The sequence below is a fragment of the Acinetobacter sp. GSS19 genome (assembly GCF_028621895.1).
In the GTDB taxonomy this organism is placed as follows: domain Bacteria; phylum Pseudomonadota; class Gammaproteobacteria; order Pseudomonadales; family Moraxellaceae; genus Acinetobacter.
Genome location: NZ_CP117520.1, coordinates 2,254,667 through 2,280,351 on the forward strand (window position 1 = coordinate 2,254,667; position 25,685 = coordinate 2,280,351).

Here is a 25,685-nt window from a genome sequence, read left to right on the forward strand (position 1 = left end):
TCGATACCGCCCTGCTTGACGGTTACAAGTTTTTTTGTTCGCTATTTATACCGCTTAAATATCTAATTCTCATTAAATTTTATTTTTCACCAATAATTGACCTACTGCAATCGTTTTTGTGATCCGCTGCAAATAAAAAGAGGCTGATTTCAGCCTCTTTTTATGAATAATCTAATGAGATTACAGTCCCTGTTTCAGACTGGCCTCAATGAATTTATCCAGATCACCATCGAGCACTGCACCGGTATTCGAGTTCTCTACACCAGTACGTAGATCTTTAATCCGCGAATCATCCAGAACATAAGAACGAATTTGCGAGCCCCAACCGATATCAGATTTGGTGTCTTCTAATGCTTGTGCTGCTTCATTACGCTTTTGCATTTCACGTTCGTACAATTTGGCACGTAACTGCTTCCACGCTGCATCACGGTTGGCATGTTGTGAACGCTGGTTCTGACAAGCCACGACAATACCAGTCGGAATGTGCGTTAAACGTACCGCAGAGTCAGTTTTGTTAATGTGCTGACCACCTGCACCCGATGCACGGTAAGTGTCGGTACGGACATCTGACGGATTAATCTCGATCTCAATATTGTCATCTACTTCAGGCGAAACGAATACTGCAGAGAATGAGGTGTGACGACGGTTACCCGAGTCAAATGGCGATTTACGCACTAAACGGTGTACGCCGGATTCCGTACGCAGCCAGCCATAGGCATATTCACCTTCAACGCGGATTGTCGCAGACTTGATCCCCGCGACATCTCCATCGGATTCTTCCATCAATTCAGCTTTAAAGCCATGACGCTCAATCCAGCGCATATACATACGCAATAACATGGAGGCCCAGTCTTGAGCCTCGGTTCCGCCTGAACCCGCTTGGATTTCCAGGAAGCATGGATTCGGATCCATCGGATTGTTAAACATACGACGGAATTCAAGTTTGGCTAAAGCTTCTTCAGCCGAATCCAGCTCGCTTTGTACATCAACGAGCAAACTTTCATCATCCGCTTCAACGGCTAAATCCAGCATCGCTTTGGCATCTTCAAGCTGAGTGGCTAAATTGTCCAAAACATTCAGGACATTTTCCAGCTCGCCTTTTTCTTTGGCCATTGCTTGAGCACGGTTCTGGTCATTCCAGATCGCCGGATCTTCAAGCTCGCGGAGTACCTCTTCTAAACGCTCTTTTTTTAGATCGTAGTCAAAGATACCCCCGTAAAGTTTGGCTACGATCAGACAAATCTTTTAACTGGTTTAGATAAGGATTGATTTCCACGGATTTAATCTCGCTACAGAAAAAATTGAGGCGAAGATTTTAACATATTGTGGGAATGATCTTGATATTTTAATTTTTGATCAAAATAAACCTTGCGACTGTTTTAATTTTAATCAACAATAACAAACCGTAACATAAGATTACATAAAATTTAACTTACTGAAGCTAATGATTTTTTGAGGGAAACATAATGAAAAAACTATCATTTTTATCGCTTGTATTGGGGACAACCTTAGGCGCAACACAAACCCAAGCATATCAATATCAAATTGATGCCGGTTATGACCATCACGAAATTGATGATATCGCTGGCCTCACAATTGATAAGGGTGATTTTAATCTGCAAGCCACAGCTTATTTTGAGAATATAAAAACTAAAAATGTACCTTTACAAGAAGCTGCATTTTTAAGTCAAACTAGTAATATTTATGGTGCATATGCTTATAGCTTCACAGATATTGAAGCTACGAACAATAGTGCTGAATTGAATATTGATGGTCATGATTTCAAAGGCGGCTTTGAATATTTAAACCGTCAAAATGGCCTCTATGTAAATGCTGAGATTGGACGTACTAGTCTTGATGCAACGGAGAAAGAAGATGGTGTAACAATTTGGGATGGTGAAGATCATGCTACCCATTACCGCGCCCTATTTGGTTTTATGCCACAGAATAATTTACTGATTGCTGCCGGGGTGCAGGGTTACAATGCTACAGGAGAGCAAAAAGAGGCGGGATTGGCAGCTCGTGCCAAATACGTCACTGCGTTGGGGCAAAAAGGTCAATATCTTAACTTGGAAACGAATGTTAATCTGAATGGTATTGATGGATATTTTAACGAAACCGATAGTTATCAAGTAGCAGCAGATTTCTATATCAACCCAACTTGGAGCATTGGTAGCAACTATACTTTTGTTGATTATGGTTCGGAAGATACCGACTCAATCTCAATCCGCACTAAAAAATATTTTAATCAAAATGTTGGGATTGGTGCTGAAGTGAATTTTGCTGAAGACGATACCGTATATGGCGTACGCGGAACCTACCGTTTCTAAATCTCAAACTACCCCTGCTTAAATACACCCTCCTGCTAAATTTCGTCGGATTTAGTAGGAGATCATTCGATATAAATTCTCACAAATCAGTCCGAAAATGAGTCATCAACACATTCTCTCCACAATCTTAATAAAACAAAACATTTTAAAAATCTGATTTATAATCAACACATTAAAGCAAACAATTTACACAAAGCTACCTATATTACTGTTTGATTACATTAGCAAGATTGACGCATTTTTTTTTTCCACTAGACTGAAAGTTGTAACAAAACATTAATAAAAACGTGGAGATTTAGCCATGAAAAAACTTGCAATCGCTTCAGCACTTTTATCAGCATTAGCAGTCACTGGTACAGCAAATGCCTATCAAGCAGAAATCGGTGCTTCAGCCGGCTATATCGATCCAGACAATGGTAGCTCAGGCTATTCGCTTGGTGCTGAAGGAACTTACTATTTCAACCCAGTACAAACCCGTAATGCGCCACTTGCCGAAGCAGCATTTCTTGACCGTGCCAGCAATGTCAAAGCACAGGTGCAATATCAGGATTATGACAATAACCTAGAAGTGACCGATTACGGTGCAGGTATTGAATACTTCGTACCCAACTCAGATTTTTATATGAGCGGTAATGTCAGCAATCAAAATGTAGATTATGGCGTTGCCGATGATGATACGACTTACTACTCTGCTGAAGTGGGTTATCTACCAGCACCAGGTTTCTTACTTGCCGTAGGTGCAAAAGGTTATGACAATGACCATGATGACGGTGTAGACCCAACGATCCGTGCCAAATATGTGACTCAAATGGGTGGTAAAGATATTAATCTCGAAGCAGGTGCCTCTTTTGGTGATCTAGATGAATACAATCTAGCTGCCGATTACTACATCGACAAAAGCTTCAGTATCGGTGCAGATTATTACAGCAACGACCTGACCGATCGTGATGAATTCGGTATCAATGCACGTAAATTCTTCACCCCACAAGTGAGCCTTGAAGGCCGTGTTGGCTTTGGTGAAACAGCGGCTAATAATGACTACAACACCTTTGGTGTCGCAGCGAAATACCGTTTCTAATCCTAATAATCGAACGACAAAAACCGCTCTTTATGAGCGGTTTTTGTTTTGAGCCAAATGTAAAATCTGCAGCTGTAAACTCACCACTCCATTGAACTGGTTACGCTGTAGGGTATAGACCAGATCCACATGATCTTGCATCGGATCAAAATCAAATTGATCGCGCAAATTGAAGCCAATCGCATCCACAATCTGACCGGTATCCAGCGCCAAACGTAACTTGAGATGCTGCTCTTTCAACCAACGATAATCCAGTACACGAAAGTGTCCCTCAAACACAGGAGAAGGAAACTTTTGCCCCCATGGGCCTAGCTGTTCAAGTAGATCTACGGTTTCTAGCTGCAACTCGGGATGAGGTAAAACACCATCGGTCCATAACGTTGCTTGAAACAGATCATCATCCATCTGTTCAATGAGATGGGTAAAGACCTGCTGAAACTCAGAAAAATGTGCTTTGCGTATGGTTAAACCCGCTGCTGCTGCATGTCCACCGAAATAACGCACTAGGTGCGGATACTGCTCGGCTACACGTTCAATCGCATCGCGGATATGAATTCCCTCAATCGAACGTGCTGAACCTTTAATATGCTCACCATCTTCATCCGCAGCAAACACAATACTCGGTCGATGAAACTGTTCTTTCAAACGTCCCGCGACAATTCCGATCACCCCCTGGTGCCAGTGTGGCTGAAAGAGTACGAGTGCAGCCGGCAAGCTTTGCTGGTCTAACTGAAGCTCTGCCAAGTGATGAAGAGCATCCTGCTTGATCTTTGATTCAACCTGACGACGTTCCAGATTCAGGTCATTCAGTTGCTGGGCTAAAGGATAAGCTGTCGCAAAATCTGCAGCCAGCAAACACTCAATCCCAATATCCATAGTTTCCATACGGCCAGCAGCATTCAGGCGAGGCCCCAATACGAACCCCAGGTCTTCAGCCTGTAATTGCTGGGGATCACGGCTGGCAATTTGTAACAGCGCGCTAATTCCCGGGCGGCATTGATTCTGCTGAATCCGTTTCAAGCCGGCATCAATCAAAATCCGATTGTTATAATCTAGACTGGCCACATCAGCATAAGTACCCAAAGCTACCAGGTCTAAATACTGTACCAACTTACTGCTACTTTTACCCTGTTTGGCCCGTTGACTCGCTAAATTTGCCAGCAGATAAAAAGCCACGCCAACACCCGCCAAGGCTTTACTCGGAAACTCACAGCCCAACTGATTTGGATTCACCACCGCTTCTGCATCAGGTGTTGCCTTGGTTGTTAAGTGATGATCGGTAATAATCACCTGCATACCATGCAGATGTGCCTGCTCTACCCCTGCATGACTGGAAATGCCGTTATCCACCGTGATCAACAGATCGGGCTGATAACGCTGCAATGCCAAATCTGCAATTGCTGGAGTCAAGCCATAACCATATTTAAAACGATCCGGAACCAGATAATTTACCTTAGCCCCCATATCGCGTAAGGCCAACATCATCAATGTCGTACTGGTCGCGCCATCGGCATCATAATCACCGACAATGACAATTTTCTTTTGCTGATCAATCGCCTGATCCATCAAAGCAATCGCCTGATCCAAACCTTTTAAATTCGGTGGCAATAAATATTTGAGCTTCAGTTCTAACTCTTGATCCGACTGCACGCCACGGCGTGCCAGAATCTCGGCCACAAAAGGCGGCACGCCCTGAAACTGTTCAGGGCGTGTCAAAAAAGGACGTTGTTGTATCTGTAGCTTTGGCATTTACGGCATTAATCGTTTCAGGTTCCAAACGCCATCGATTTTTTCATAACACAGACGGTCATGCAAACGGTTAGGACGACCCTGCCAAAACTCATAATATTCCGGTTCGAGACGATAGCCGCCCCAGAATTCTGGTTTTTCCAGCACATCCCGTCCTTCAACCTCAGCCTGTAAAGCCTGATAGCGCTGTTGTAACAGCTCACGACTCTCAATCACGCCACTTTGTGGCGTACTGATATGTGCAGCTATCTGGCTATCGCGTGGGCGTTTATGGTAATACTCGGTCGATTCTTCATGCGGAATCTGGCTCACCTTACCCGAGATACGTACCTGTTGCTCAAGCTGTGGCCAGTAAAACAGTAATTCTGCAAATGGGTTCGCCGCCAAATCCAGACCTTTTTGACTGTCATAATTGGTATAAAAATCATAACCTTGTGCTGTTGCACCACGCAGCAACAAGGTCCGCACATGCGGGCGTCCTGTTTGGTCGGCTGTCGCAACCGACATCGCATACGGTTCATGCAACTGTGCAGCTAAGGCCTGATTAAACCATTCTAAAAATTGCACATGTGGATCGGCATGAATCTGGTTTTCATGCAGCTCACCTTTTTGATAGCTGAGTCGCAGTTCACTGAGATCTTTAATGACATCGGTCATAGTTCACTTCCTTAAGCTGCTGCTTGAATACGGACTTGTTCAGCCAAATGAGTAGCGATCTGCTTCACTTGTTCCAGATCATCTCCTTCCACCATGACACGAATCACCGGCTCTGTTCCCGATTTACGGATCAAGATTCGACCATGACCTTTCAGTTGCTCTTCGGCTTGATTAAATTCTGCCACCAGCGCTGGAATACTGTACGGATCGACCATTTTTTCTAAACGTACATTAATCAGTTGTTGCGGAAACAATTCAAAGTCTGCCACCAACTCATGCAAAGCTTTTTTCTGTTCTACCATCACCGTCAGAACCTGCAAGGCAGCAATAATCGCATCACCCGTCGTACTCTTGTCCAGTGTCAGAATGTGGCCTGATGGCTCACCACCAATGTTCCAGCCATTTTCTTCCAAGCCTTGCAGAACATAGCGGTCACCGACTTTGGCTCGTACAAAGGGGACATCCGCTCGCTCTAAAGCCAGTTCCAATGCCATATTACTCATGACTGTCCCGACAATACCCGCTGGCTTTTGCACTGCCTGAGTCGCCAGAATATACAGAATATGGTCTCCATCAATCTGACGGCCCTGTTTATCCACCATAATCACCCGATCGGCATCACCATCAAAGGCGACCCCTAGGTCTGCTTGATGTTCTAACACCGCTTTTTGCAGATTTTCCGGATGGGTAGAACCACAATGGTCGTTAATATTTAAACCATTCGGCTCATTGTAAATACTGATGACTTTAGCACCAAGTTCACGGAATACTGCAGGACCGACGCTGTAGGCTGCACCATTGGCACAATCCACCACAATTTTCAAACCCCGTAAATTCAGATGATACGGGAACGTCGATTTACAGAATTCAATATAACGACCATTCGCATCTTTCACCCGCACACTCTTACCGAGATTGGCGGTATCTTCAATCACTAGCTCTTTTTCAATTTCTTTGCTGATCGCATCCTGCAACTCATCTGGCAATTTTTTACCTTCACCAGAGAAGAATTTAATCCCGTTGTCAAAATACGGGTTATGCGAAGCTGAAATTACAATACCCGCATGAGCATGCAGTGCACGGGTTAAGTGGGCAATCCCTGGCGTTGGAATGGGACCCAAAAGATGTACATAGACACCGGCAGCATTTAAGCCTGCCTGCAAAGCCGATTCTAAAATATAGCCTGAGAGACGGGTATCTTTACCCAATACCACGATTGGTTTTTCATTGGTATATTGTCGTTTTAATACTTTACCTGCCGCGAAACCTAGTTTTAATGCAAATTCTGGAGTAATAGGTAGTTGTCCAAATTTTCCGCGAATACCATCGGTACCAAAATAGCTCATTTATACACTCACTTATTATGATTTTAGCTGGAAAATACCCAACCTTTTTCAACCACAAAATACTTTACACCAAAACAAAAAGGCCGTCATGAAATTGACGGCCTTTTCTCAACTTTCACCAGCTATAACTTAGCCCATGCGATAGTTTGGTGCTTCTTTAGTAATCGTCACATCATGTACATGAGATTCCTGCATACCTGCTGAAGTAATCTTCACGAACTTGGCATTTTTACGCAAGTCTTCAATCGTCGCTGAACCAGTATAACCCATAGATGAACGTAAACCACCCATCATCTGATGCACGATTGCACTCATTGGACCTTTATAAGGTACACGGCCTTCAATGCCTTCTGGAACCAGTTTCTCAGCACCAGCTTTGGCATCCTGAAAATAACGGTCTGCAGAACCTGCTGCACCTGCCATCGCACCCAAAGAACCCATACCGCGGTAAGCTTTATAGTAACGACCCTGGAAGAATTCGACTTCACCTGGTGCTTCTTCAGTACCCGCCATCAATGAGCCGACCATGATGGTGCTTGCACCAGCAGCAATCGCTTTAGCCATATCGCCTGAATAACGGATACCACCATCCGCAATTAACGGGATCTGACCTTTCAACGCTGTCGCTACATTATCAATCGCTGAAATTTGTGGAACACCAATCCCTGCAACAATACGTGTCGTACAGATCGAACCTGGACCAATCCCCACTTTCACCGCATCCGCACCTGCATCTAACAACGCCAATGCAGCATCACCAGTTGCGATATTACCGCCAATCACTTGAACTTGTGGATAGTTGGTTTTTACCCAACGTACACGCTCAATCACACCAGCGGAGTGACCATGTGCTGTATCCACGACGATGACATCTGCACCCGCCTCAACCAATGCTTCTACGCGTGATGGTGTTTCTGCACCCGTACCGACAGCGGCACCGACACGTAAGCGACCAAGGTCATCTTTACAACTGTTTGGATAAAGCTCTGCTTTACGGAAATCCGTAACGGTAATCAAACCTTTAAGGTTTTGGTTATCATCTACCACCAATACTTTTTCAATACGGTGTTTTTGCAATAACGCCTGAATATTTTCTTTAGATTCGCCTTCACGCACCGTCACTAAACGCTCTTGCGGTGTCATGATGTTGCTGACTGGCTGTTCAAGATTGGTCACAAAACGTGTATCACGACCGGTCACGATACCGACCACTTTGCCATCTTTCACTACTGGCACGCCACTGATATTGTTCGCCTGAGTCAAAGCAATCAAGTCACGCACTGTGGTTTCTGGCGTTACACTGATTGGATCTTTCACCATGCCCGCTTCGAACTTTTTCACACGGCGTACTTCAGCTGCCTGGGCTGCAATATCCATGTTTTTGTGCAGGATACCGATACCACCATTTTGTGCCATTGCAATCGCCATACGGGATTCAGTTACCGTATCCATCGCTGCAGACACTAAAGGAATATTAAGTTGAATACCGCGGGTCAAACGTGTCTTTAGGGAGACATCTTTTGGAAGGACAGTAGAATAGGCAGGGAGTAATAAGACATCATCGAAGGTTAACGCTTCTTGAACGATGGTCAGCATAACAATCTCACTGGTAATTTCCGTGAGCTATTATAAACAAAAAATTTGCTTTTATTCATGCTTATTTTCAGGACGATACAAAATAAATCTGTATCGCCCCGGTTGGAAAACTGCTTGGTACGGGTCAATCAAATGAGCTGGGGCAGTTCTACAGCATGACCATTAAGCTGAACAACGGAAGATCTCTCGTTTAAACACATCGACACCACAAGGTAAATGCCACAGCCAGTCGAGGAATTGCTCGATGCTCTCTTTACCGACAAAAGGAGAACCGTGCTGCGGCACAATCATTTCGATATCCATGTCTCGAACCATTTCAATCTAATAACGTAAAATCTGATTAGAACACATATAACGTTGATGAAAGCTGCGCATGCCTGGCACATGAGCTTCTACATCTTGAACCTGAGTTTGTGGATCACCAGATAGGGACGCTCCCAAATCGCCAGAGAACAGAACTTTGGAAACCGGATCATAAAACTGGAAGTTTCCCACCGAATGCAGAAAATGTGCCGGAATACCAGACTAATCAATAGCCCTCATATCAGTCTTTGGGCAAAAAAAAGCAAGAACTGGATTCTTGCTTTTTTGCTTGATTTAAATTGCACTGATCAGTATTTATTCTGGACAGGTAAACACGCTTTCATCCATTAAATCTACGCCACATTCCAGATTCTCGATCCAATCGAGGAACTGGTTGATCATATCTTTACCAACGAAAGCACAACCATGTTGTGGCACGATCATTTCTACATCCATCGCGCGGACCATATTCACCCATAAACGGATGACTTTATTGCAACACATGTAACGTTGGTGGAAACCCTTCATTTTTGGAATATGTGCAGCAAAATTTTCTAATGGTTTACCCGCATCTTCCACCATCGATGCTCCCATATCGCCAGAAAACAGGATTTTGGCCACTGGATCATAAAACTGGAAGTTCCCTACTGAGTGTAGGAAATGTGCTGGTACAGCTATAATTGAAGATTGACCCAAAGGAATCACCTGACCATGATCCGGCAACTCAATCAAGCGATCTAGCCAGTTGCCTTTCATACGGTCACTCATAAATGCAGAGTTCAAATGCGGTAAGAAACGCGCCCATAGCTTGGAGGCCACAACTTTCGCATCTGAATACACCAACCAGCGTGGCATGGAGGTAATGATATCCGGGTCTTGATGCGAAGCCATCACATAATCAAGGTTTTGTAGACGAGTATATTTGTTCAGCTCCATGGTCAATGGAACATAAGTCAAATCACCACCTGGATCAAGAACAGCTGCACGTTCATTATCAATAATCAAAAATTGGTTGGCTTGTACGCCTTCACCTTTCACAAGACTGGTAAAGCTAATACATTTATGTGTGCCATTATCAAATAACACTTGTGAGGTGGTACGCTCTAAAGCCATTTCCTTGTTCCCCAAAAAAACTTATTTTTTAAATGAAATTATCTAATCCCTATAACATAAAAGGATTCGGGTAAAATTACAATAAATATACGAATAACTTTAACGCCATCACAGCCTGAAAATAAAAAGCTCAAACCGGGTTTGAGCTTTTTTGACGGAATCAAAATACAGTATTAAAAGAAGTAATGTTGCAACAATGTACCGACACCAATAATCAGGAAAATCGCAGCACCAATTTTATGGATCAGCGGAATTGGCAATTTTTCTGCCATCTTATTCCCGACAAAAACGGCTGGTGCATTGGCAATCATCATCCCGAGTGTTGTACCCAGCATCACCCAGAACACGCTATCAAAACGTGCTGATAAGGCAACAGTCGCGATCTGCGTCTTATCCCCAATTTCTGCCAGAAAAAACAGCACAAAGGTGGCACCAAATACCCCGAATTTTTGCCACTTATTAATACTATCCGTTTCATCATCCAGCTCATCTGGAACCAGCATCCAGAGCGCCATGGCAATAAAACCGATGGAGAGAATCCATAACAAAATTTCAGGGCTGAGCACCGTAGTGATCCACTGCCCTAACACAGCAGACAATCCATGGTTAATGAGCGTTGCGATCAAAATCGCCGCGAGAATCGGGATAGGTTTACGAAAACGGGCAGCAAGGAGTAACGCCAACAACTGGGTTTTGTCACCCATTTCAGCGAGTGCCACGATGGCAGTAGAAATAAAAAATTCTTGCATGTTGATTCTCTGGCTAGCGAAATCCCAATGACCTACCTTTCCCGCTAGCCAAATATTTCAAGCAGAAAGATAAATCAAAGGTCTTGCCAACAAAAGAACCAGGAGACGGGATTCTTTGGCTATGATGACCATGCGCTGTGGCGCAATTATGTTGACCATCACCTATTTACTGAGCGTAAATAGCGGCTACTCCCCAATGAAGTGAAGTTATTTTAAATAATTCCCAATGCAAAAGGCAAATCTTTTAGGATCTAACCAATAAAAAACCCCGCTGATGCGAGGTTTCCATCCAAGACTTCCGCAAGGATTACAACAATAAACTACGAATGTCTTTCAACAGTTTGGTCAGTTTGTTGGTGAAACGTGCTGCATCGGCACCATTAATGACACGATGGTCATATGATAACGATAATGGCAACATCAGGCGTGGATCAAAACTACTTCCATTCCAGACTGGCTGCATCGTCGCAGGGGAAATACCCAAAATTGCCACTTGAGGCCAATTTACCAATGGGGTAAAGGCTGTACCCCCAATACTGCCAAGGCTGGTAATGGTGAAGTTCGCCCCTTGCAGATCTTTAGGTGACAGTTTCTTGTCACGTGCTTTTTGGCTCAGCTCAGCCAACTCAATCGCAATTTGCTTAATCGATTTCTGGTCTGGATTACGCAATACCGGAACAGTTAATCCATCTGGTGTCGCCACTGCAATCCCCATATGAATTTCATTACGCAATAACACAGATTTCTGATCGTCTGCCAGATGCGAAGCGAAATAAGGCTCATCCTTCAGCAAATGCGCCACGACTTTGGCAATAAAGGCCAAGATGGTCAGGCTGATACCCTCCTTCTTGAAGTTGCCTTTCAGATCATTACGCCATGCTTCCAGCTCGGTAATGTCAGCTAGATCAAACTGCGTCACCTGTGGAATATAGTTGTTCAGAGACAACTGTGGAACCGACACTTGCTGTAAACGCGTCATACCTTTGACTTCACCACCACCAAATGCAGAGAAATCTGGTAATGCTGGCAAGCCTGCTGTTACCGCTGCAACTTGCTGAACAGGTGCAACCTGAGGCGCAGTTAAACGCTGTTTTACATACGCAAAGACATCTTCCTTGAGCACGCGGCTATGTGGACCCGTGGCTTGTACTTGTGCCAATAACACGCCTAATTCACGTGCCAACTGGCGTACAGCAGGACCTGCGTAGACTTTGGCATTTTCTGCTTGTTGAGCTGGTGTTAATTTCTCAGCACTATGTGTCGCCACTGGTGCTGTTGCTACAGCAGCAGGCACAGATGGTTTTACCGTTTCTACAACTGGGGTTGCTGTGGTCGCTGCTGCAGGCGCAGTCGTTTGACCTTCAATCGTAATCAGCTGGATGCCCTGGCTAACCTGTTGACCCTCAGTCACATGAATGGCTTTCACCACACCGGCAGCGGTACTTGGCACTTCAACTGTCGCCTTGTCTGACTCCACCACGACAATGCTTTGTTCAGCATCAACGCGGTCACCGACTTTGACCAGAATCTCCGCGACTGCCGCTTTATCCACACCCAGATCAGGCACAGTAATCACTGTTTCCGCACTAGCCGATGCAGTGGTAGGCTGAGGTACTGGCGCTACCGCACTATTCGTTGCAGGCGCTGGTGTAGCGGTTTGTTCCGGTGCAGGAGCAGTTCGGGCTGCTTTTACAGTGAGTAACAGTACGCCTTCTTTGACCACATCACCATTTTTCACCGAAATACTTTCTACGGTTCCTGCAACAGGGCTTGGCACTTCAACGGTCGCTTTATCCGATTCTGCAACGACCACACTTTGATCGACTTCGATCTGGTCACCCACCTTCACCAAAATTTCAGCAATCGATGCTTTTTCCACGCCAATGTCGGGAACTTTCACTTCAATCACTTCATTTGTTGTTGATGGAGCTACAGTCTGCTCAGCCGCAGGTGCAGGAACCTCAACAGCTGCTGCCGTTATTTCAACTTCAGGTGCAGAGGCTTCAGTTGTTTTAGTCTGTTGGCCTTCCACTGCCTCAAGCTCAATCAAGGCCGTACCTTCTGCAACTTCGGCACCATTCTCGACCATAATTGCCTTAACCACACCCGCAGAAGTACTTGGTACTTCTACAGTGGCTTTATCCGATTCCAGCACGACAATGCTTTGATCTACTTCGATGCGATCGCCCACTTTAACCAGAATTTCCGCAACCAAAGCCTTATCTACACCAATATCAGGAGCTGTAATTTGCATTATTTAGACTCCTTGTAGTCAGCAACCGCTTGAACTTCAGGAACCGCTTGCGGTGCCCAAGCCACTGGACGATCTGTATCCAATTCAAAGCTGGAAATGGCATCTTTAACTAAACGTGCATCCACTTCACCCTCATCTGCCAGTTTCTTCAGTGTGGCCACCACAATGTGCGCGGCATCGACACCGAAGTAGCTACGCAAATTGGCACGGGTATCAGAACGACCATAACCATCGGTACCTAAAGCTACAAATGGACGGTTGTCTGGCAGATAAGCACGGATTTGCTCACTGTAGGCACGCACATGATCCGTTGCGGAAACCACAATCCCATCAGTATCACGTAACTGTTGTGATACCCATGATTCTTTTGCTTGTTCAGCCAGCGGATGTAGACGGTTGTATTCTTCACATGCCATGCCATCACGTGCCAGCTCATTGAAGCTGGTTACACTAAAGACATTAGAGTGAATCTGGTATTCATCACGCAAGATTTTTGCCGCTTTAATCACTTCGCGCAGAATTACACCTGAACCTAGCAACTGTACCGTCGCTTTTTCATCTTCTTCCAACAGATACATACCACGCTTGATGCCTTCTTCTACGCCTTGTGGCATAGCTGGATGTTCATAGTTTTCGTTCATGACCGTCAAGTAATAGAACACTCGTTCCTGATCCACATACATGCGTTTCAGACCATCGTGGACGATGACTGCCAGCTCATAACCAAAGCACGGGTCATAAGACACACAGTTTGGAATGGTATTGGCTAAAATGTGTGAATGACCATCCTGATGCTGTAAACCTTCACCATTGAGTGTGGTACGACCTGCTGTTGCACCAAGCAAGAAACCCTGTGCCTGTGCATCACCTGCCGCCCAGGCAATATCACCGATACGTTGGAAACCGAACATCGAGTAATACATGTACATTGGAATCATTGGCAGGTTATTGGTTGAATAACTGGTACCCAACGCTGCCCATGCACTCATGGCACCGGCTTCGTTAATCCCTTCTTGTAGCATGTGACCGTCTTTGGCTTCACGGTAATGCATTAATTGTTCTTGGTCTTCCGGGGTATATTTTTGGCCATGTGCGGCATAAATCCCCAATTGACGGAACATCCCTTCTAAACCAAAGGTACGTGCTTCATCCGGAACAATGGGTACAACTCGATCTTTAATGGCTTTTTCTTTGAGCAAGGCAGCAATCAAGCGCACCATGACCATTGTGGTCGATTGCTCTTTACCACCTGAACCTGCCAACACTGAGTCAAATACCGACAACTCAGGAATCTGCAAAGCTTCACTGTCTTTACGACGTGCCGGTAAATAACCACCCAACGCCTCACGACGTGCCTTCATATATTTCAATTCAGGTGAGTTTTCGCTTGGACGGTAGAATGGAACTTCTTCCAATTGTTCATCCGTAAATGGCAGGTTGAAACGGTTACGTACGTATTTCAACGATTCCAGCTGCATTTTCTTGATCTGGTGGGTCTTGTTCACCGCTTCAATTTCTTCAGACAGACCGTAACCCTTCACGGTCTTGGCCAGAATCACGGTAGGCTGACCTTTGGCTTTAGTCGCTTCAGCATAAGCGGCAAATACTTTGTACGGGTCATGGCCACCACGGTTCAGATTATCAATATCTTCATCGCTTAAGTTCTTCACCAGCTCTTCAGCTTCTGGATATTTGCCAAAGAAGTGCGCACGCGTATAAGCACCGCCCTTCACCTGATAGCGCTGATAATCACCATCCACGGCTTCTTCCATTACCGCTTTCAATGCACCCGTATGGTCTTTCGCCAAGAGTGGATCCCAATGACGGCCCCATACCACTTTGATAACACGCCAGCCTGCACCACGGAATAGTGACTCTAATTCCTGAATGATCTTGCCATTACCACGTACCGGACCATCCAGACGCTGCAAGTTACAGTTCACCACCCAGATTAGATTATCAAGCTTTTCACGGCCTGCCAGCGAGATTGCACCCAAGCTTTCCGGCTCGTCCATCTCACCATCACCGAGATACGCCCAGACTTTACGATCTTCTTCTTTAATCAGACCACGATTCATCAGGTATTTCTGGATATGTGCCTGATAGATCGACATGATTGGGCCCAAGCCCATAGAAACCGTTGGGAACTGCCAGTAGTCCGGCATCAAATAAGGATGCGGATAACTTGAAAGGCCCTGACCGCCAACTTCACGGCGGAAGTTATTGAGCTGATCTTCAGTTAAACGGCCTTCAAGATAAGAACGAGCATAAATGCCCGGTGCACAGTGACCTTGATAATAGATCAGGTCACCACCAAAGCTGTCATTTGATGCACGGAAGAAATGGTTAAAGCCTACATCATATAAGGTTGCTGAAGACGCAAAACTTGCCAAGTGGCCGCCCAGATCATCCCCGGTTTTGTTAGCACGCAGAACCATAGCCAAAGCATTCCAGCGAATCAGGGCACGGATACGGCGCTCCATATCCTGATCACCTGGCATTGGAGGTTGTTCTTCAACCGAAATGGTATTTAAGTAAGGCGTATTTAAGCGTTGAATGGGTACATGCTTCGCGATCGCGCGTTGGTATAATTTTTCTAACAGAAATGCAGCACGTTCGGTGCCCATATGCTCTAAAACAGAATCAAATGCTTCTTGCCACTCTTGGGTTTCTTGCGCGTCGGAATCACCATAAAACGCCATAATTCACCTATTCCTTGATCTAAATCTACGAGGTGTATATTTAGCATGTTTTGGATCAGTAAAGTTATGGCTGCAACCGAATACACGTTTACCGTAACATTTAGCAGATAAATATTGGCTGCATATTTATTACACAAGCTAACAAAAAATCGCCAATTCAGGCGATTTTTTATACATAATCAATAAATTTAGATGATAACTTAATAGCTAATATCTATATGTGCCAACGTTCTCTTCAATTATGGCAACATAGCTAAATAAGTTGCTGGGTTTTTACGTTGACCATCTTTTACAACTTCATAATGTAAATGAGGACCAGTACAACGACCAGTACAACCCACATTTGCAATCTGGTCGCCCGCGTTTACGCGCTCACCCACGCTGACCAAGAGACGTGAAGCATGGGCATAACGAGTGAGGTAACCATTTCCATGATTAATTTCTACGTATTGACCATAACCATTCCCCCAGCCTGACTTGGTCACGACACCTGGGCCAGTCGCATAAATTGGAGTGCCACTTGGTGCAGCTAAATCAAGACCCGAATGGTTTTCAGCTTTACCACCCATAACACGACCTCCATAGGTAGAGCTAACGCGCGCACTTGGCAATGGATGAGCAATCAGCCAAGAAGAGATACCGTTGGCTGTATAACGTGTTGAAGTATTTGAACTGTATTTTTTTGCGAGAGATTGATTATTGAGTTCAACAGATTTTTCACGAAGTGTAACCGATACTTTTGTACGTGCAGGAATATCGATATCTTCAGGTTGAGAGTAAGAACCTTTGGCAATCGTATGAGTAAGTTCTTCAATTGGATCAATTTGAGTATTTGAATTTACTTCAACCAGATCAGCAGAAGCCACGGTAGCAGCAGAAGCTGCCAGGGAAAAAGCCAATAAAATACGACGCGTGTGCATAAAAAACCTCTTTCAACTGTTCTTACTCAATGTTTCTTGTGTGATCTCTTCCTTGATATTCACAGAAACAAGCGCATAAGATTAAGACATCAATGTTAAGGAAAGATGTATGTCTGAACCTATTAACGTGTTTCAAGCGACAAGAAAACACTCAAAAACAGGAAACTTAACGTTTCTCTCAACGCAAGTTGCACAGTGGCAAAAACTTACGAAAATGATTCAACCGCTGTTGCCCCAACCGGAACAATGGCAGGTGGTCTGTTATCAATCCGGCGTTTTAACCATCACCGGTGAAAATCAAGCCATGATTAGTCAACTCGGTTACTTGCAAAAGCCGTATATTTCTCAATTATCTCAACTTGAACCGTTGAAAGATTTGCATAAAATTCAAGCACGTTTAAGAGTTAAGTCTCAAAAGATCTCTGAACCAAGCCAACCTTCACGATCCATCAACACAGAAACGCAAAACATGTTACGTCACGCTGCTGACTTTGTGAGCGACCCTAAGCTTAGCCAAGCCTTGCTACGTTTGGCAAGCAATAAAAAGGAGTAGGATTTTTCTGGCAGGGCATTTTTTGATTATTTTTCGTGATATTTTTCACATTCAGAGTTGTTACTTTATAACATCACCTAGACAAGACAATGACTTATGTCACACTGACATACGGAATCGGGCAATCTTTCGCGTCATCAAATGTTACAATTTCATAACTTGTTGGATCTTTTTGCACATTGCGTAACAACTGGTTATTCAGGGCATGACCCGACTTATAACCATCAAATTTGGCAATAATCTGGTGACCTAGCAGATATAAATCTCCTACTGCATCCAGAATTTTATGGCGAACGAATTCATCCGAGAAACGTAAGCCTTCTTCATTGACCACGCCAGTATCATCCACCCCAATCGCGTTCTCCAAGCTCGCGCCCAGTGCCAAGTTATTGGCTTTCAGATAATCCAGGTCTTTCATAAAACCAAAGGTACGCGCGCCACTGACCTCATACACAAAAGTTTCGGTGGAAAAATCAATCGTGGCCGACTGGTATTCTTTGGCAAAAGCAGGGTGATCAAAATCGATGGTGAAATTCAGCTGAAACCCTGTATGCGGAGTGAAAATAGCCCGTTTATCATCGATGAGAGCAGATATTGGCTTCAAGATTCGGATAAACTTTTTCGGTGCATCCTGCTCAACCAGACCACCTTGCATCAGTAAGTAGATAAACGGTCCCGCACTGCCATCCATAATCGGTACTTCAGATGCAGAAACTTCCACGATCAGGTTATCAATACCCAGACCCGCGATTGCACTCATCACATGTTCAATAGTTCCGACTTTCGCGTCACCTTGAACCAAGTTAGAGCACATAAAGGCTTCCTGAATCAGCATCGCATCCGCAGGAATATCAACCGGTGGATCAAGATCAATACGGCGAAAGACAATTCCCCCATCTGCAACATGCGGTACAAAGTTAATCATGACTTTTTGCCCACTATGCAGTCCGATACCGCTAGCTTTGACGACACGTTGGAGGGTACGCTGTTTCAACATGCTACTACTGTCTTCTACTTACAAACCGCAATACGTTAGCATATTTGCTTTTTTTTGACAGCAAAAACGCTTATAGCCTCAGAATTTTCACTGTTAACTAGCAAAATTTCCGCTGATTTAAACCACTCAACCAACTATTTACAGGGATTTTGGCTTATATTTAGACAGCATTTAGTCTTAACCGAATCATAAGGCAATAAAAAAGCAGCGCGTTTGCGCTGCTTTTTTTTAGAAGTCCCACAACAGTTATTTACGCTGTTGGTTCTTCAAATAATCCTGAATGCTCATCGGTGAAGAACGTGGAGTTGCGCTTGGCGCAGCAACTGGACTTTCAGCATGCTGACGTTTGCTGATTGCAGGAACATCATCTTCTTCAAGTACTGCCTGTGCAGCCTGGCTTGCTTGCACAGCGGCATGCTGTACTGCAGAGGGTTGACGCTTCGCTTCTACCGCATCCGAATTCCGCGTCAAACCTGTGGCAATTACAGTCACACGAATTTCATCACGGGCATCTGGATCAAATACCGTACCGAAGAATACTTCACCTTCATCCAGATCGACGATTTGGTTCACCACATCGGTAATCACTTCTGTTTCACGTAGTGTGACATCATTACCACCAGTGATATTGATTAATACCCCCTTGGCATTCATGATATTGACGTTATCGAGTAATGGACTACGAATAGCCAGACGGGCCGCTTCCTCAGCACGATCTGGACCACTGCTCTTGCCTTCACCCATCATGGCATAGCCACGGGTACTCATCGCAGTTTTCAAGTCAGCGAAGTCAAGGTTGATATGACCTGGACGTACTACAAGATCAAAGATACTGCGTACTGCATTTAACAGCACATCATCCGCCTTACGATAAGCATCCTGCATGGAGATATCGCCATACACACTAAGCAAACGCTGGTTTGGAATGATGATCAGGGAATCAACATAGGCTTCGAGTGCTTCGATGCCTTTCTCGGCTGAGCGCTGGCGACGACGACCTTCAAAGTTGAATGGCGTGGTGACAACGCCTACGGTAAGAATACCCATTTCTTTGGCAATTTCTGCAACGACTGGCGCAGCACCTGTTCCGGTTCCCCCGCCCATGCCGGCAGTTACGAATACCATATCGGCACCTTCAAGATGCTGACGAATCACTTCGCGGCTTTCTTCTGCTGCGATCTGACCCACTTCAGGATTTGCACCAGCACCTAAACCACGGGTACTTTGTTCACCCAACTGGATTTTAAATGGCGCATTCATGCGATCAAGGGCTTGTTTATCCGTATTGGCACAGACAAATTTTACGCCTTTAATATCAGACTGCACCATGTGCTGTACGGCATTACCGCCACCACCACCTACACCAAACACAGTGAAACGGGCTTGACCGTTACTATCGGTTTGTTCATCTTCTAAAAATTCAAATGAGGCCATGACCTATAGAGTTCCTAAATAATATTGGCAGTCACTTCAGCCCGTATACTGCCTTGATCTGCATAAACAAATTATTTTTTTAGGATGCTGTGCAATACTCGCCTTGTCAAGTACAGCAGTTTTCTTGTACAACTTCCTAACAATAATCCCAATGAAATACACCTTAAAATATCGATTTTAATTTGTTATTCAGTGTATTCCAGCCATTGCCAACACGCGACCAAAAAGAACGCTTTTCTTCGTCTTCTGGTTCTTCTACTGCATCCTGCATGTCACTCTGACTAAATAACAATAAACCCGCTGCCGTCGCATACATCGAACGACGTAACGCAGCCTGATGTGGCTCATCGGCATATACCTGTAAAGGTGGATTGCCTAAATGGGCCGAAACCCCCAACATACGCCGCGCCAGATTAACCATACCTTCAATCTGACAAGCATCTCCGGTCAGGACCACGCCATGATATAAACCATGTATCGCGCCGCTCTGCTCTAATTCCTGACGAATCAGGCCAAAGATTTCTTCGTAACGTGCAACAATAATATCCGTCAATTCAATACGACTAATGGTTTGTGGCCCGTCAATTCCTTGAAATTGAATCATATGATCCGGCTTGACCACTTTGAGGTCCACACAGCCATGTAACAATTTCAGACGTTCAGCTTCATCCGTGGTGGTCTGCAAGACTGCCGCGATATCTCGTGTGACATGTTCGCCACCGCGCTGGAATGTGCGAGTTAAGGCCAAACGTCCATCTAGGTAAACGGCTAAGTTCGTGGTTCCTGCACCGATATCAACGAGACATACCCCATATTCTTTTTCATCTTTGAGCAAGCTGGCTTCTGCAGTAGCGAGACAAGACACCACCATTTTCTCGACACCGATATTCGCGCCTTTCATCGCACGATCCAGGTTCTGCATGGTACTAATCGGCAGCATCATTAACTGATAATGCCCTGTCATACTTTGGGCAGACATGTTAATTGGATTCTGCACCCACTCTGCAGCATCATCCAATTCAAATCCTAAAGGCACCGCACTCGCCAGATAATGATCCGGGGTCACATGACTGGCTTTGGCCAAATCCAAAGCACGGACCACCTCATTGGTGGTAATAATATGTTCGGTGTTGACAATCGGCGTACGGCCCGAGGCATAAAAGCTTTTTAATTCTGTACTTGGGATCGACACCCAGGCCGAATGTATCCGACATTCCGCCATCTTTTCCGCTTCAGCAACGGCATTTTTTATTGCAGCAATCACTTTATCAAGGCTGACAATTTTACCTTTGTTCATGCCTCTATTACGTGCCGTAGCCATCCCGATAACTTGAATTTTATCAGGTGCATGTACTTTACCAATCAAAACTGAAACTTTATGTGTCCCAATGTCAATCGCAACAACTGAGGGAACAGCTTCACTCATTACGTACTACCACTTACATGTTGGTTTATCTTTAGCTTAAGCGCCTTGTTTTTAAAGCCACGTATTATGGCTTTGCCGTTATTCCACCCGCAATGCCTGTGTCATCACTCGTTACAACAAACTGCCCATTTATAATTGTAGGCGGGCTGGCATTTTTCCACTGAATGGCTAGTCCATTACGATAGCGCAAATCAATGGCAGAAATCCTTGGCCACACCGGCTTGAGCTCATTTTTTGCCAGATAACTCAGACGTTGTAGTTTACTCATGGTTTGATCCTGATCAACGATCACACGCAAGCCAGAATCAAACTGCATAAACCAGGTCATACGTTCAGTTAAATATAACTCTTTTAAACGTAAATGAACCGGTTGAAATAACTGATTAATCTCGTTATATCGACGCATCATCACTTCAGACTGACTGATCGGGCCATGTAGTAAGGGCAAATGCGCATTATTTTTCGGCACCGCCTCACTAAATACATCCCCACTATCACTCAGCAATCGCCCGGTTCCCCAACGCGCAATTGCATGTCGCGGCATGACACGAACCCGAATCGCATTCGGCCAGGTACGTGAAACCACTACACGGTCTACCCATGACACGGCCAGAGCGCGGTCACGAATTTGTTCCAGATCCGAAGTAAAATAATTGTCTTTCACGATGGGTTGCAGATGCACCTGCATCTGCTGTTGCTCAACGGTGCTGTGTGTCCCAACGACTTGTAGTTCGGCCACATGCGCATCCGTGATCACTTTATACAGACCATAAAAACCGACTGCCAACACCACAAAAGCCACCAATAGCAGCAACCAACCACCCAAATTTGCAAGCTTTTCCTGACGTGTAGGTGGCTTGTCATGAATCGAGGTGATGGCAGCAGCACGTTTGCGGCGCATGGAAGCAGGAAGTTGAGCCATAAATTAGTGTGCCACCGCATCCAGAGTTTGTTCCAAAATCGCTACACAGAGCGCTTCAAAACTATAACCGACTGCTTTCGCTGCTTTTGGCACCAAGGAATGACTGGTCATGCCTGGCACTGTATTCACTTCAAGCAGCCAGAAGTTACCTTCAGCATCCTGCATGGCATCAATACGGCCCCAACCTTTTGCACCCACCGCTTGGAAGGCACGCAACGCCAAGTCTTGTAACTGCTTTTCTTCTGTCTCAGTCAAACCACACGGAATGCCATATTGCACATCGTTACGGTTGTATTTGGCTTCATAGTCATAAAAGGCCACATCTTGTGGTGGTTCCAAACGAATCACCGGGAGTGCCTGGCCATTTAGCATGACAATAGTAAATTCACGGCCTGTGATCCATTTTTCCGCCATAACCACGGCATCATGTGCTGTCGCTTTGGCAATCGCATCGGCAAAGTCTTCAATTTTCTCGACTTTACTCATGCCAATACTCGAACCCTCATGTACCGGCTTGATAATCACAGGCAAGCCCAAGCTAGACACAAGCTCTTGCACATCGGTGTCTTTATTGATGATACGGTAAGGTGCGGTTGGTAAATCACTGCCCTGCCAGATCTGCTTGGTTTTAACCTTGTCCATACCAATGGCAGAACCCTGTACGCCCGTCCCCGTATAAGGAATATTCAACCATTCCAGCACACCCTGAATCTGGCCATCTTCACCACCGCGACCATGCAGCACAATAAAAGCACGATCATAATTAACCAGTTCCGTCACGCTACGTTGTTGCGGGTCAAAAGCTTCGGCATCAACGCCAGAACGCAACAATGCTTCCAGCACAGCCTGACCACTATCTAGCGAAACTTCACGCTCTGCTGATTTACCACCCAATAACACGGCAACTTTGCCGAACTTTGAAGCATTTGACACGTTGAGATCCTTAAAACTTTATAACTGGTCAATCACATTCACGCCATACGACGTCATTATTTAAGATATAAATGCTGTTGTGCCAATTCAACTGAAATGGCTCCCACGTTACCTGCACCTTGGGTTAATAACAAGTCATTTGGTTGTAACACTTTTTGAATGACATTGCGCAGGTTTTCATCAACCGGATCAATCAGAATCGGTTCGACCTGACCACGTAGACGCAAGCTACGTGCCAAAGTTCGGCTGTCAGCACCGACAATCGGCTTTTCACCCGCGGGATACACTTCTAAAAGCAAGAGTTGATCCACCTGTGATAACACCTCGACAAAATCATCGAAACAGTCACGGGTACGGCTAAAACGGTGCGGCTGGAATAACATCACCAGACGACGGTCTGGATGGCTAGCGCGCGCAGCCTTGATGGTTGCCTCAACTTCTTTTGGATGGTGACCATAGTCATCCACCAGTTTCACTGTCCCTTCGCCTAGCGCAAATTCACCTTGCACCTGGAAGCGACGTCCTACCCCGCTAAAACCTTCTAGAGCACGGCTAATTGCAGCATCAGATACACCTTCATCAGTCGCGACACCAATTGCAGCCAAGGCATTCAGGACATTATGCAAACCTGGTTGATTAATGGTCAGGCGTAATGGTTCGCGGCCTTTACGCAACACGGTAAAGTGGGAACGCATACCATCCTGTTCAACATCGACCGCACGAATATCATTGTCTTCACCAAAACCATAAGTGATCACCGGACGGCCGACACGTGGCAAGATTTCACGAATATTGGCATCATCACCACACACCACAGCCAAACCATAGAATGGCAATTTGTGCAGGAACTGGATGAAGGTATCTTTTAATGTATCAAAACTGCCACCATAGGTATCCATATGGTCGGCATCGATATTGGTCACAATTGCGGCCATCGGTTCCAGGAACAGAAAAGATGCATCTGACTCATCAGCTTCGGCCACGATATAACGGCTGGCACCCAACGCAGCATTTACCCCGGTACGGTTCAGCAAGCCGCCGATCACATAGGTCGGATCGAGGCCTTCTTCTGCTAACATACAGGTCAACAGACTGGTGGTCGTCGTCTTACCATGCGTGCCAGCCACTGCAATGCCATGGCGATAACGCATCAATTCACCGAGCATTTCCGCACGGCGAACCACAGGAATTCGGTTTTCAATCGCTGTTTTGATTTCCGGGTTTTCCGGATCAATTGCGGTCGACACCACCAGCACATTGGCACCCTGAATATTTTCTGCACTGTGGCCAATAAATACTTTAATGCCGTTTTCTTCGAGTTGTGCCGTGGTTTTCGAGGCTTTGATATCTGAACCAGAAACTTTATAGCCCTGATTTTTTAATACTTCCGCGATGCCACACATCCCTGCTCCACCAATACCCACAAAGTGAATATGCTTGATACGGCGCATTTCAGGAATTTTAATTAATTTTTTTGCTTGATCAGCAGGGCTTGATGGAGACATAGGAAAACTCTAACTTACAATTCTTGAATGAGACTAACCACATGCTGGGTTGCGTCCGGTTGAGCTTTTTGACGTGCCTTGACGGCCATTTCAGACAAAGTCTGACGATTCATCAATGGTTTGAGCAGATCAGCCAGGCTCTCGGAAGTCATGCTGGCTTGCTGACAGATTTTAGCTGCGCCGGTATTGGCCAAAAATTTGGCATTTGCTGTCTGGTGATCATCCACCGCACTAGGCAAAGGCACGAAAATCGCGGCTACCCCCGCGGTGGCGACTTCTGTCACCGTTAATGCACCCGCACGACAAATAATCAGATCTGCCTCCGAATACGCTTTCGCCATATCGTCAATAAACGGACTGACTTCTACCTGTAACTGTGCTGGAGCGTCTGTATAACGTGCCTGCGTGGCTTCAAACTGTTGCTGGCCACACTGATGAAAGACCTTTAGTGGCATATTTAACTGTTTTAATGCGGCTGGTACACGTTCATTCAAAGCTTGTGCTCCGAGTGACCCACCAACAATCAGAATATGCAGGGGCTGTTCTGCCTGCTCACGTTGCTGATAGCGCCAAGCCGGGCTCAGAATCTCGGTAATTTCCTGACGGACCGGGTTTCCAGTCGTGACAATTTTGGCACTCTCTGGAAATGTTCCCGGGAACGCCTGACAAACCGTTTTGGCGATTCGTGACAATTGCATGTTGGTAAAACCGGCGACTGCATTTTGCTCATGAATCAGCACGGGAATACCTAATACGCGGGCAGCAAGACCACCTGGACCGGCTACATAGCCACCAAATCCAGCAACCGCTTCAATTTTGAGTTGCTTCATGTAGCGCATTGCACTCAAGGTGGCTTTTAAAATCTTGAAAGGTGCAACGAGTTTGCGTAATACGCCATTGCCACGTACACCCTGTATATCAATCTGATAAATCGGAATATCATGTTGTTTTAACAGCCGGTTTTCCATACCGTTCGGTGTTGCCAACCAAGACACCTGGCAACCCTGTTGTTGTAATTGTTTTGCGACAGCCAATGCCGGAAACACATGCCCACCTGTCCCTGCGGCCATCATCATGACACGTTTCGGTGGCTGCTGTTTGGACTCAATCACGTGAAT

Annotated in this window: 20 protein-coding genes, 1 pseudogene and 1 riboswitch; of the genes and pseudogenes, 3 read left to right on the forward strand and 18 right to left on the reverse strand. The window is 45.4% G+C overall.

Annotated features, from left to right (window positions below):
• Nucleotides 1–180: 180 nt before the first annotated feature.
• Nucleotides 181–1,276, reverse strand: a protein-coding gene (gene prfB / locus PGW99_RS10790; RefSeq protein ID WP_273777687.1) for a peptide chain release factor 2 whose coding sequence is annotated in 2 segments (ribosomal slippage) — nt 181–1,203 and nt 1,205–1,276 — 1,095 coding nt in all. Because the reading frame shifts where the segments join, the coding sequence is not laid out codon by codon here.
• A gap of 190 nt (nt 1,277–1,466) precedes the next feature.
• Here prfB and PGW99_RS10795 point away from each other — a divergent pair.
• On the forward strand, nt 1,467–2,330 hold the full coding sequence (locus PGW99_RS10795) for a putative porin (RefSeq protein ID WP_273777688.1): 864 nt from the start codon (nt 1,467–1,469) through the stop codon (nt 2,328–2,330).
• A gap of 301 nt (nt 2,331–2,631) precedes the next feature.
• Entirely contained in the window at nt 2,632–3,408 is a 777-nt protein-coding gene (locus tag PGW99_RS10800; RefSeq protein ID WP_273777689.1) for a putative porin, read from the forward strand.
• A 30-nt stretch (nt 3,409–3,438) separates the two neighbouring features.
• On the opposite strand, the gene recJ is transcribed toward PGW99_RS10800, so the two are convergent.
• The 10 genes and pseudogenes from recJ to PGW99_RS10850 all read right to left on the reverse strand — a co-directional run bounded on the left by recJ (nt 3,439) and on the right by PGW99_RS10850 (nt 16,797).
• Entirely contained in the window at nt 3,439–5,157 is a 1,719-nt protein-coding gene (recJ, locus tag PGW99_RS10805; protein WP_273777690.1) for a single-stranded-DNA-specific exonuclease RecJ, read from the reverse strand.
• Nucleotides 5,158–5,814 (reverse strand): pyridoxamine 5'-phosphate oxidase, encoded by a 657-nt coding sequence (gene pdxH, locus PGW99_RS10810; RefSeq protein ID WP_273777691.1) that lies wholly within the window; start codon nt 5,812–5,814, stop codon nt 5,158–5,160.
• A gap of 11 nt (nt 5,815–5,825) precedes the next feature.
• Nucleotides 5,826–7,160 (reverse strand): phosphoglucosamine mutase, encoded by a 1,335-nt coding sequence (glmM, locus tag PGW99_RS10815; RefSeq protein ID WP_273777692.1) that lies wholly within the window; start codon nt 7,158–7,160, stop codon nt 5,826–5,828.
• 129 nt (nt 7,161–7,289) lie between these two features.
• A complete protein-coding gene (gene guaB / locus PGW99_RS10820) occupies nt 7,290–8,756 on the reverse strand; it encodes an IMP dehydrogenase (RefSeq protein ID WP_273777693.1) in 1,467 nt (488 codons plus the stop codon).
• Between the two features lie 162 nt (nt 8,757–8,918).
• Nucleotides 8,919–9,275, reverse strand: a pseudogene (locus PGW99_RS10825) (MBL fold metallo-hydrolase); the annotation flags it as partial.
• Between the two features lie 99 nt (nt 9,276–9,374).
• Entirely contained in the window at nt 9,375–10,172 is a 798-nt protein-coding gene (locus tag PGW99_RS10830; protein WP_273777694.1) for an MBL fold metallo-hydrolase, read from the reverse strand.
• 173 nt (nt 10,173–10,345) lie between these two features.
• Nucleotides 10,346–10,921 (reverse strand): TMEM165/GDT1 family protein, encoded by a 576-nt coding sequence (locus PGW99_RS10835; RefSeq protein WP_273777695.1) that lies wholly within the window; start codon nt 10,919–10,921, stop codon nt 10,346–10,348.
• Nucleotides 10,922–10,967: 46 nt separating this feature from the next.
• A riboswitch (yybP-ykoY riboswitch) is annotated at nt 10,968–11,128 on the reverse strand.
• Between the two features lie 100 nt (nt 11,129–11,228).
• Nucleotides 11,229–13,175, reverse strand: coding sequence for a 2-oxo acid dehydrogenase subunit E2 (locus PGW99_RS10840; protein ID WP_273777696.1), 1,947 nt, complete (start codon nt 13,173–13,175; stop codon nt 11,229–11,231).
• Entirely contained in the window at nt 13,175–15,877 is a 2,703-nt protein-coding gene (aceE, locus tag PGW99_RS10845) for a pyruvate dehydrogenase (acetyl-transferring), homodimeric type (protein ID WP_273777697.1), read from the reverse strand. The genes PGW99_RS10840 and aceE overlap by 1 nt, the downstream gene beginning before the upstream one ends.
• 239 nt (nt 15,878–16,116) lie before the next feature.
• Nucleotides 16,117–16,797: a M23 family metallopeptidase gene (locus PGW99_RS10850; RefSeq protein ID WP_273777698.1), complete on the reverse strand. Its 681-nt coding sequence runs from the start codon at nt 16,795–16,797 to the stop codon at nt 16,117–16,119.
• 109 nt (nt 16,798–16,906) lie between these two features.
• On the opposite strand from PGW99_RS10850, the gene PGW99_RS10855 reads away from it, so the two are divergent.
• A complete protein-coding gene (locus PGW99_RS10855) occupies nt 16,907–17,350 on the forward strand; it encodes a DUF721 domain-containing protein (RefSeq protein WP_273777699.1) in 444 nt (147 codons plus the stop codon).
• Nucleotides 17,351–17,444: 94 nt separating this feature from the next.
• On the opposite strand, the gene lpxC is transcribed toward PGW99_RS10855, so the two are convergent.
• The 7 genes from lpxC to murG all read right to left on the reverse strand — a co-directional run bounded on the left by lpxC (nt 17,445) and on the right by murG (nt 25,679).
• A complete protein-coding gene (lpxC, locus tag PGW99_RS10860; RefSeq protein ID WP_273777700.1) occupies nt 17,445–18,347 on the reverse strand; it encodes a UDP-3-O-acyl-N-acetylglucosamine deacetylase in 903 nt (300 codons plus the stop codon).
• Nucleotides 18,348–18,593: 246 nt separating this feature from the next.
• Nucleotides 18,594–19,781 (reverse strand): cell division protein FtsZ, encoded by a 1,188-nt coding sequence (gene ftsZ, locus PGW99_RS10865; RefSeq protein ID WP_273777701.1) that lies wholly within the window; start codon nt 19,779–19,781, stop codon nt 18,594–18,596.
• A 163-nt stretch (nt 19,782–19,944) separates the two neighbouring features.
• Nucleotides 19,945–21,207, reverse strand: coding sequence for a cell division protein FtsA (ftsA, locus tag PGW99_RS10870; RefSeq protein ID WP_273777702.1), 1,263 nt, complete (start codon nt 21,205–21,207; stop codon nt 19,945–19,947).
• A 64-nt stretch (nt 21,208–21,271) separates the two neighbouring features.
• Nucleotides 21,272–22,129, reverse strand: coding sequence for a cell division protein FtsQ/DivIB (locus tag PGW99_RS10875; RefSeq protein ID WP_273777703.1), 858 nt, complete (start codon nt 22,127–22,129; stop codon nt 21,272–21,274).
• Nucleotides 22,130–22,132: 3 nt separating this feature from the next.
• Nucleotides 22,133–23,062, reverse strand: coding sequence for a D-alanine--D-alanine ligase (locus tag PGW99_RS10880; RefSeq protein ID WP_273777704.1), 930 nt, complete (start codon nt 23,060–23,062; stop codon nt 22,133–22,135).
• Nucleotides 23,063–23,118: 56 nt separating this feature from the next.
• Nucleotides 23,119–24,567, reverse strand: coding sequence for a UDP-N-acetylmuramate--L-alanine ligase (murC, locus tag PGW99_RS10885; RefSeq protein WP_273777705.1), 1,449 nt, complete (start codon nt 24,565–24,567; stop codon nt 23,119–23,121).
• A gap of 14 nt (nt 24,568–24,581) precedes the next feature.
• On the reverse strand, nt 24,582–25,679 hold the full coding sequence (gene murG / locus PGW99_RS10890) for an undecaprenyldiphospho-muramoylpentapeptide beta-N-acetylglucosaminyltransferase (RefSeq protein ID WP_273777706.1): 1,098 nt from the start codon (nt 25,677–25,679) through the stop codon (nt 24,582–24,584).
• Between the last annotated feature and the right edge of the window lie 6 nt (nt 25,680–25,685).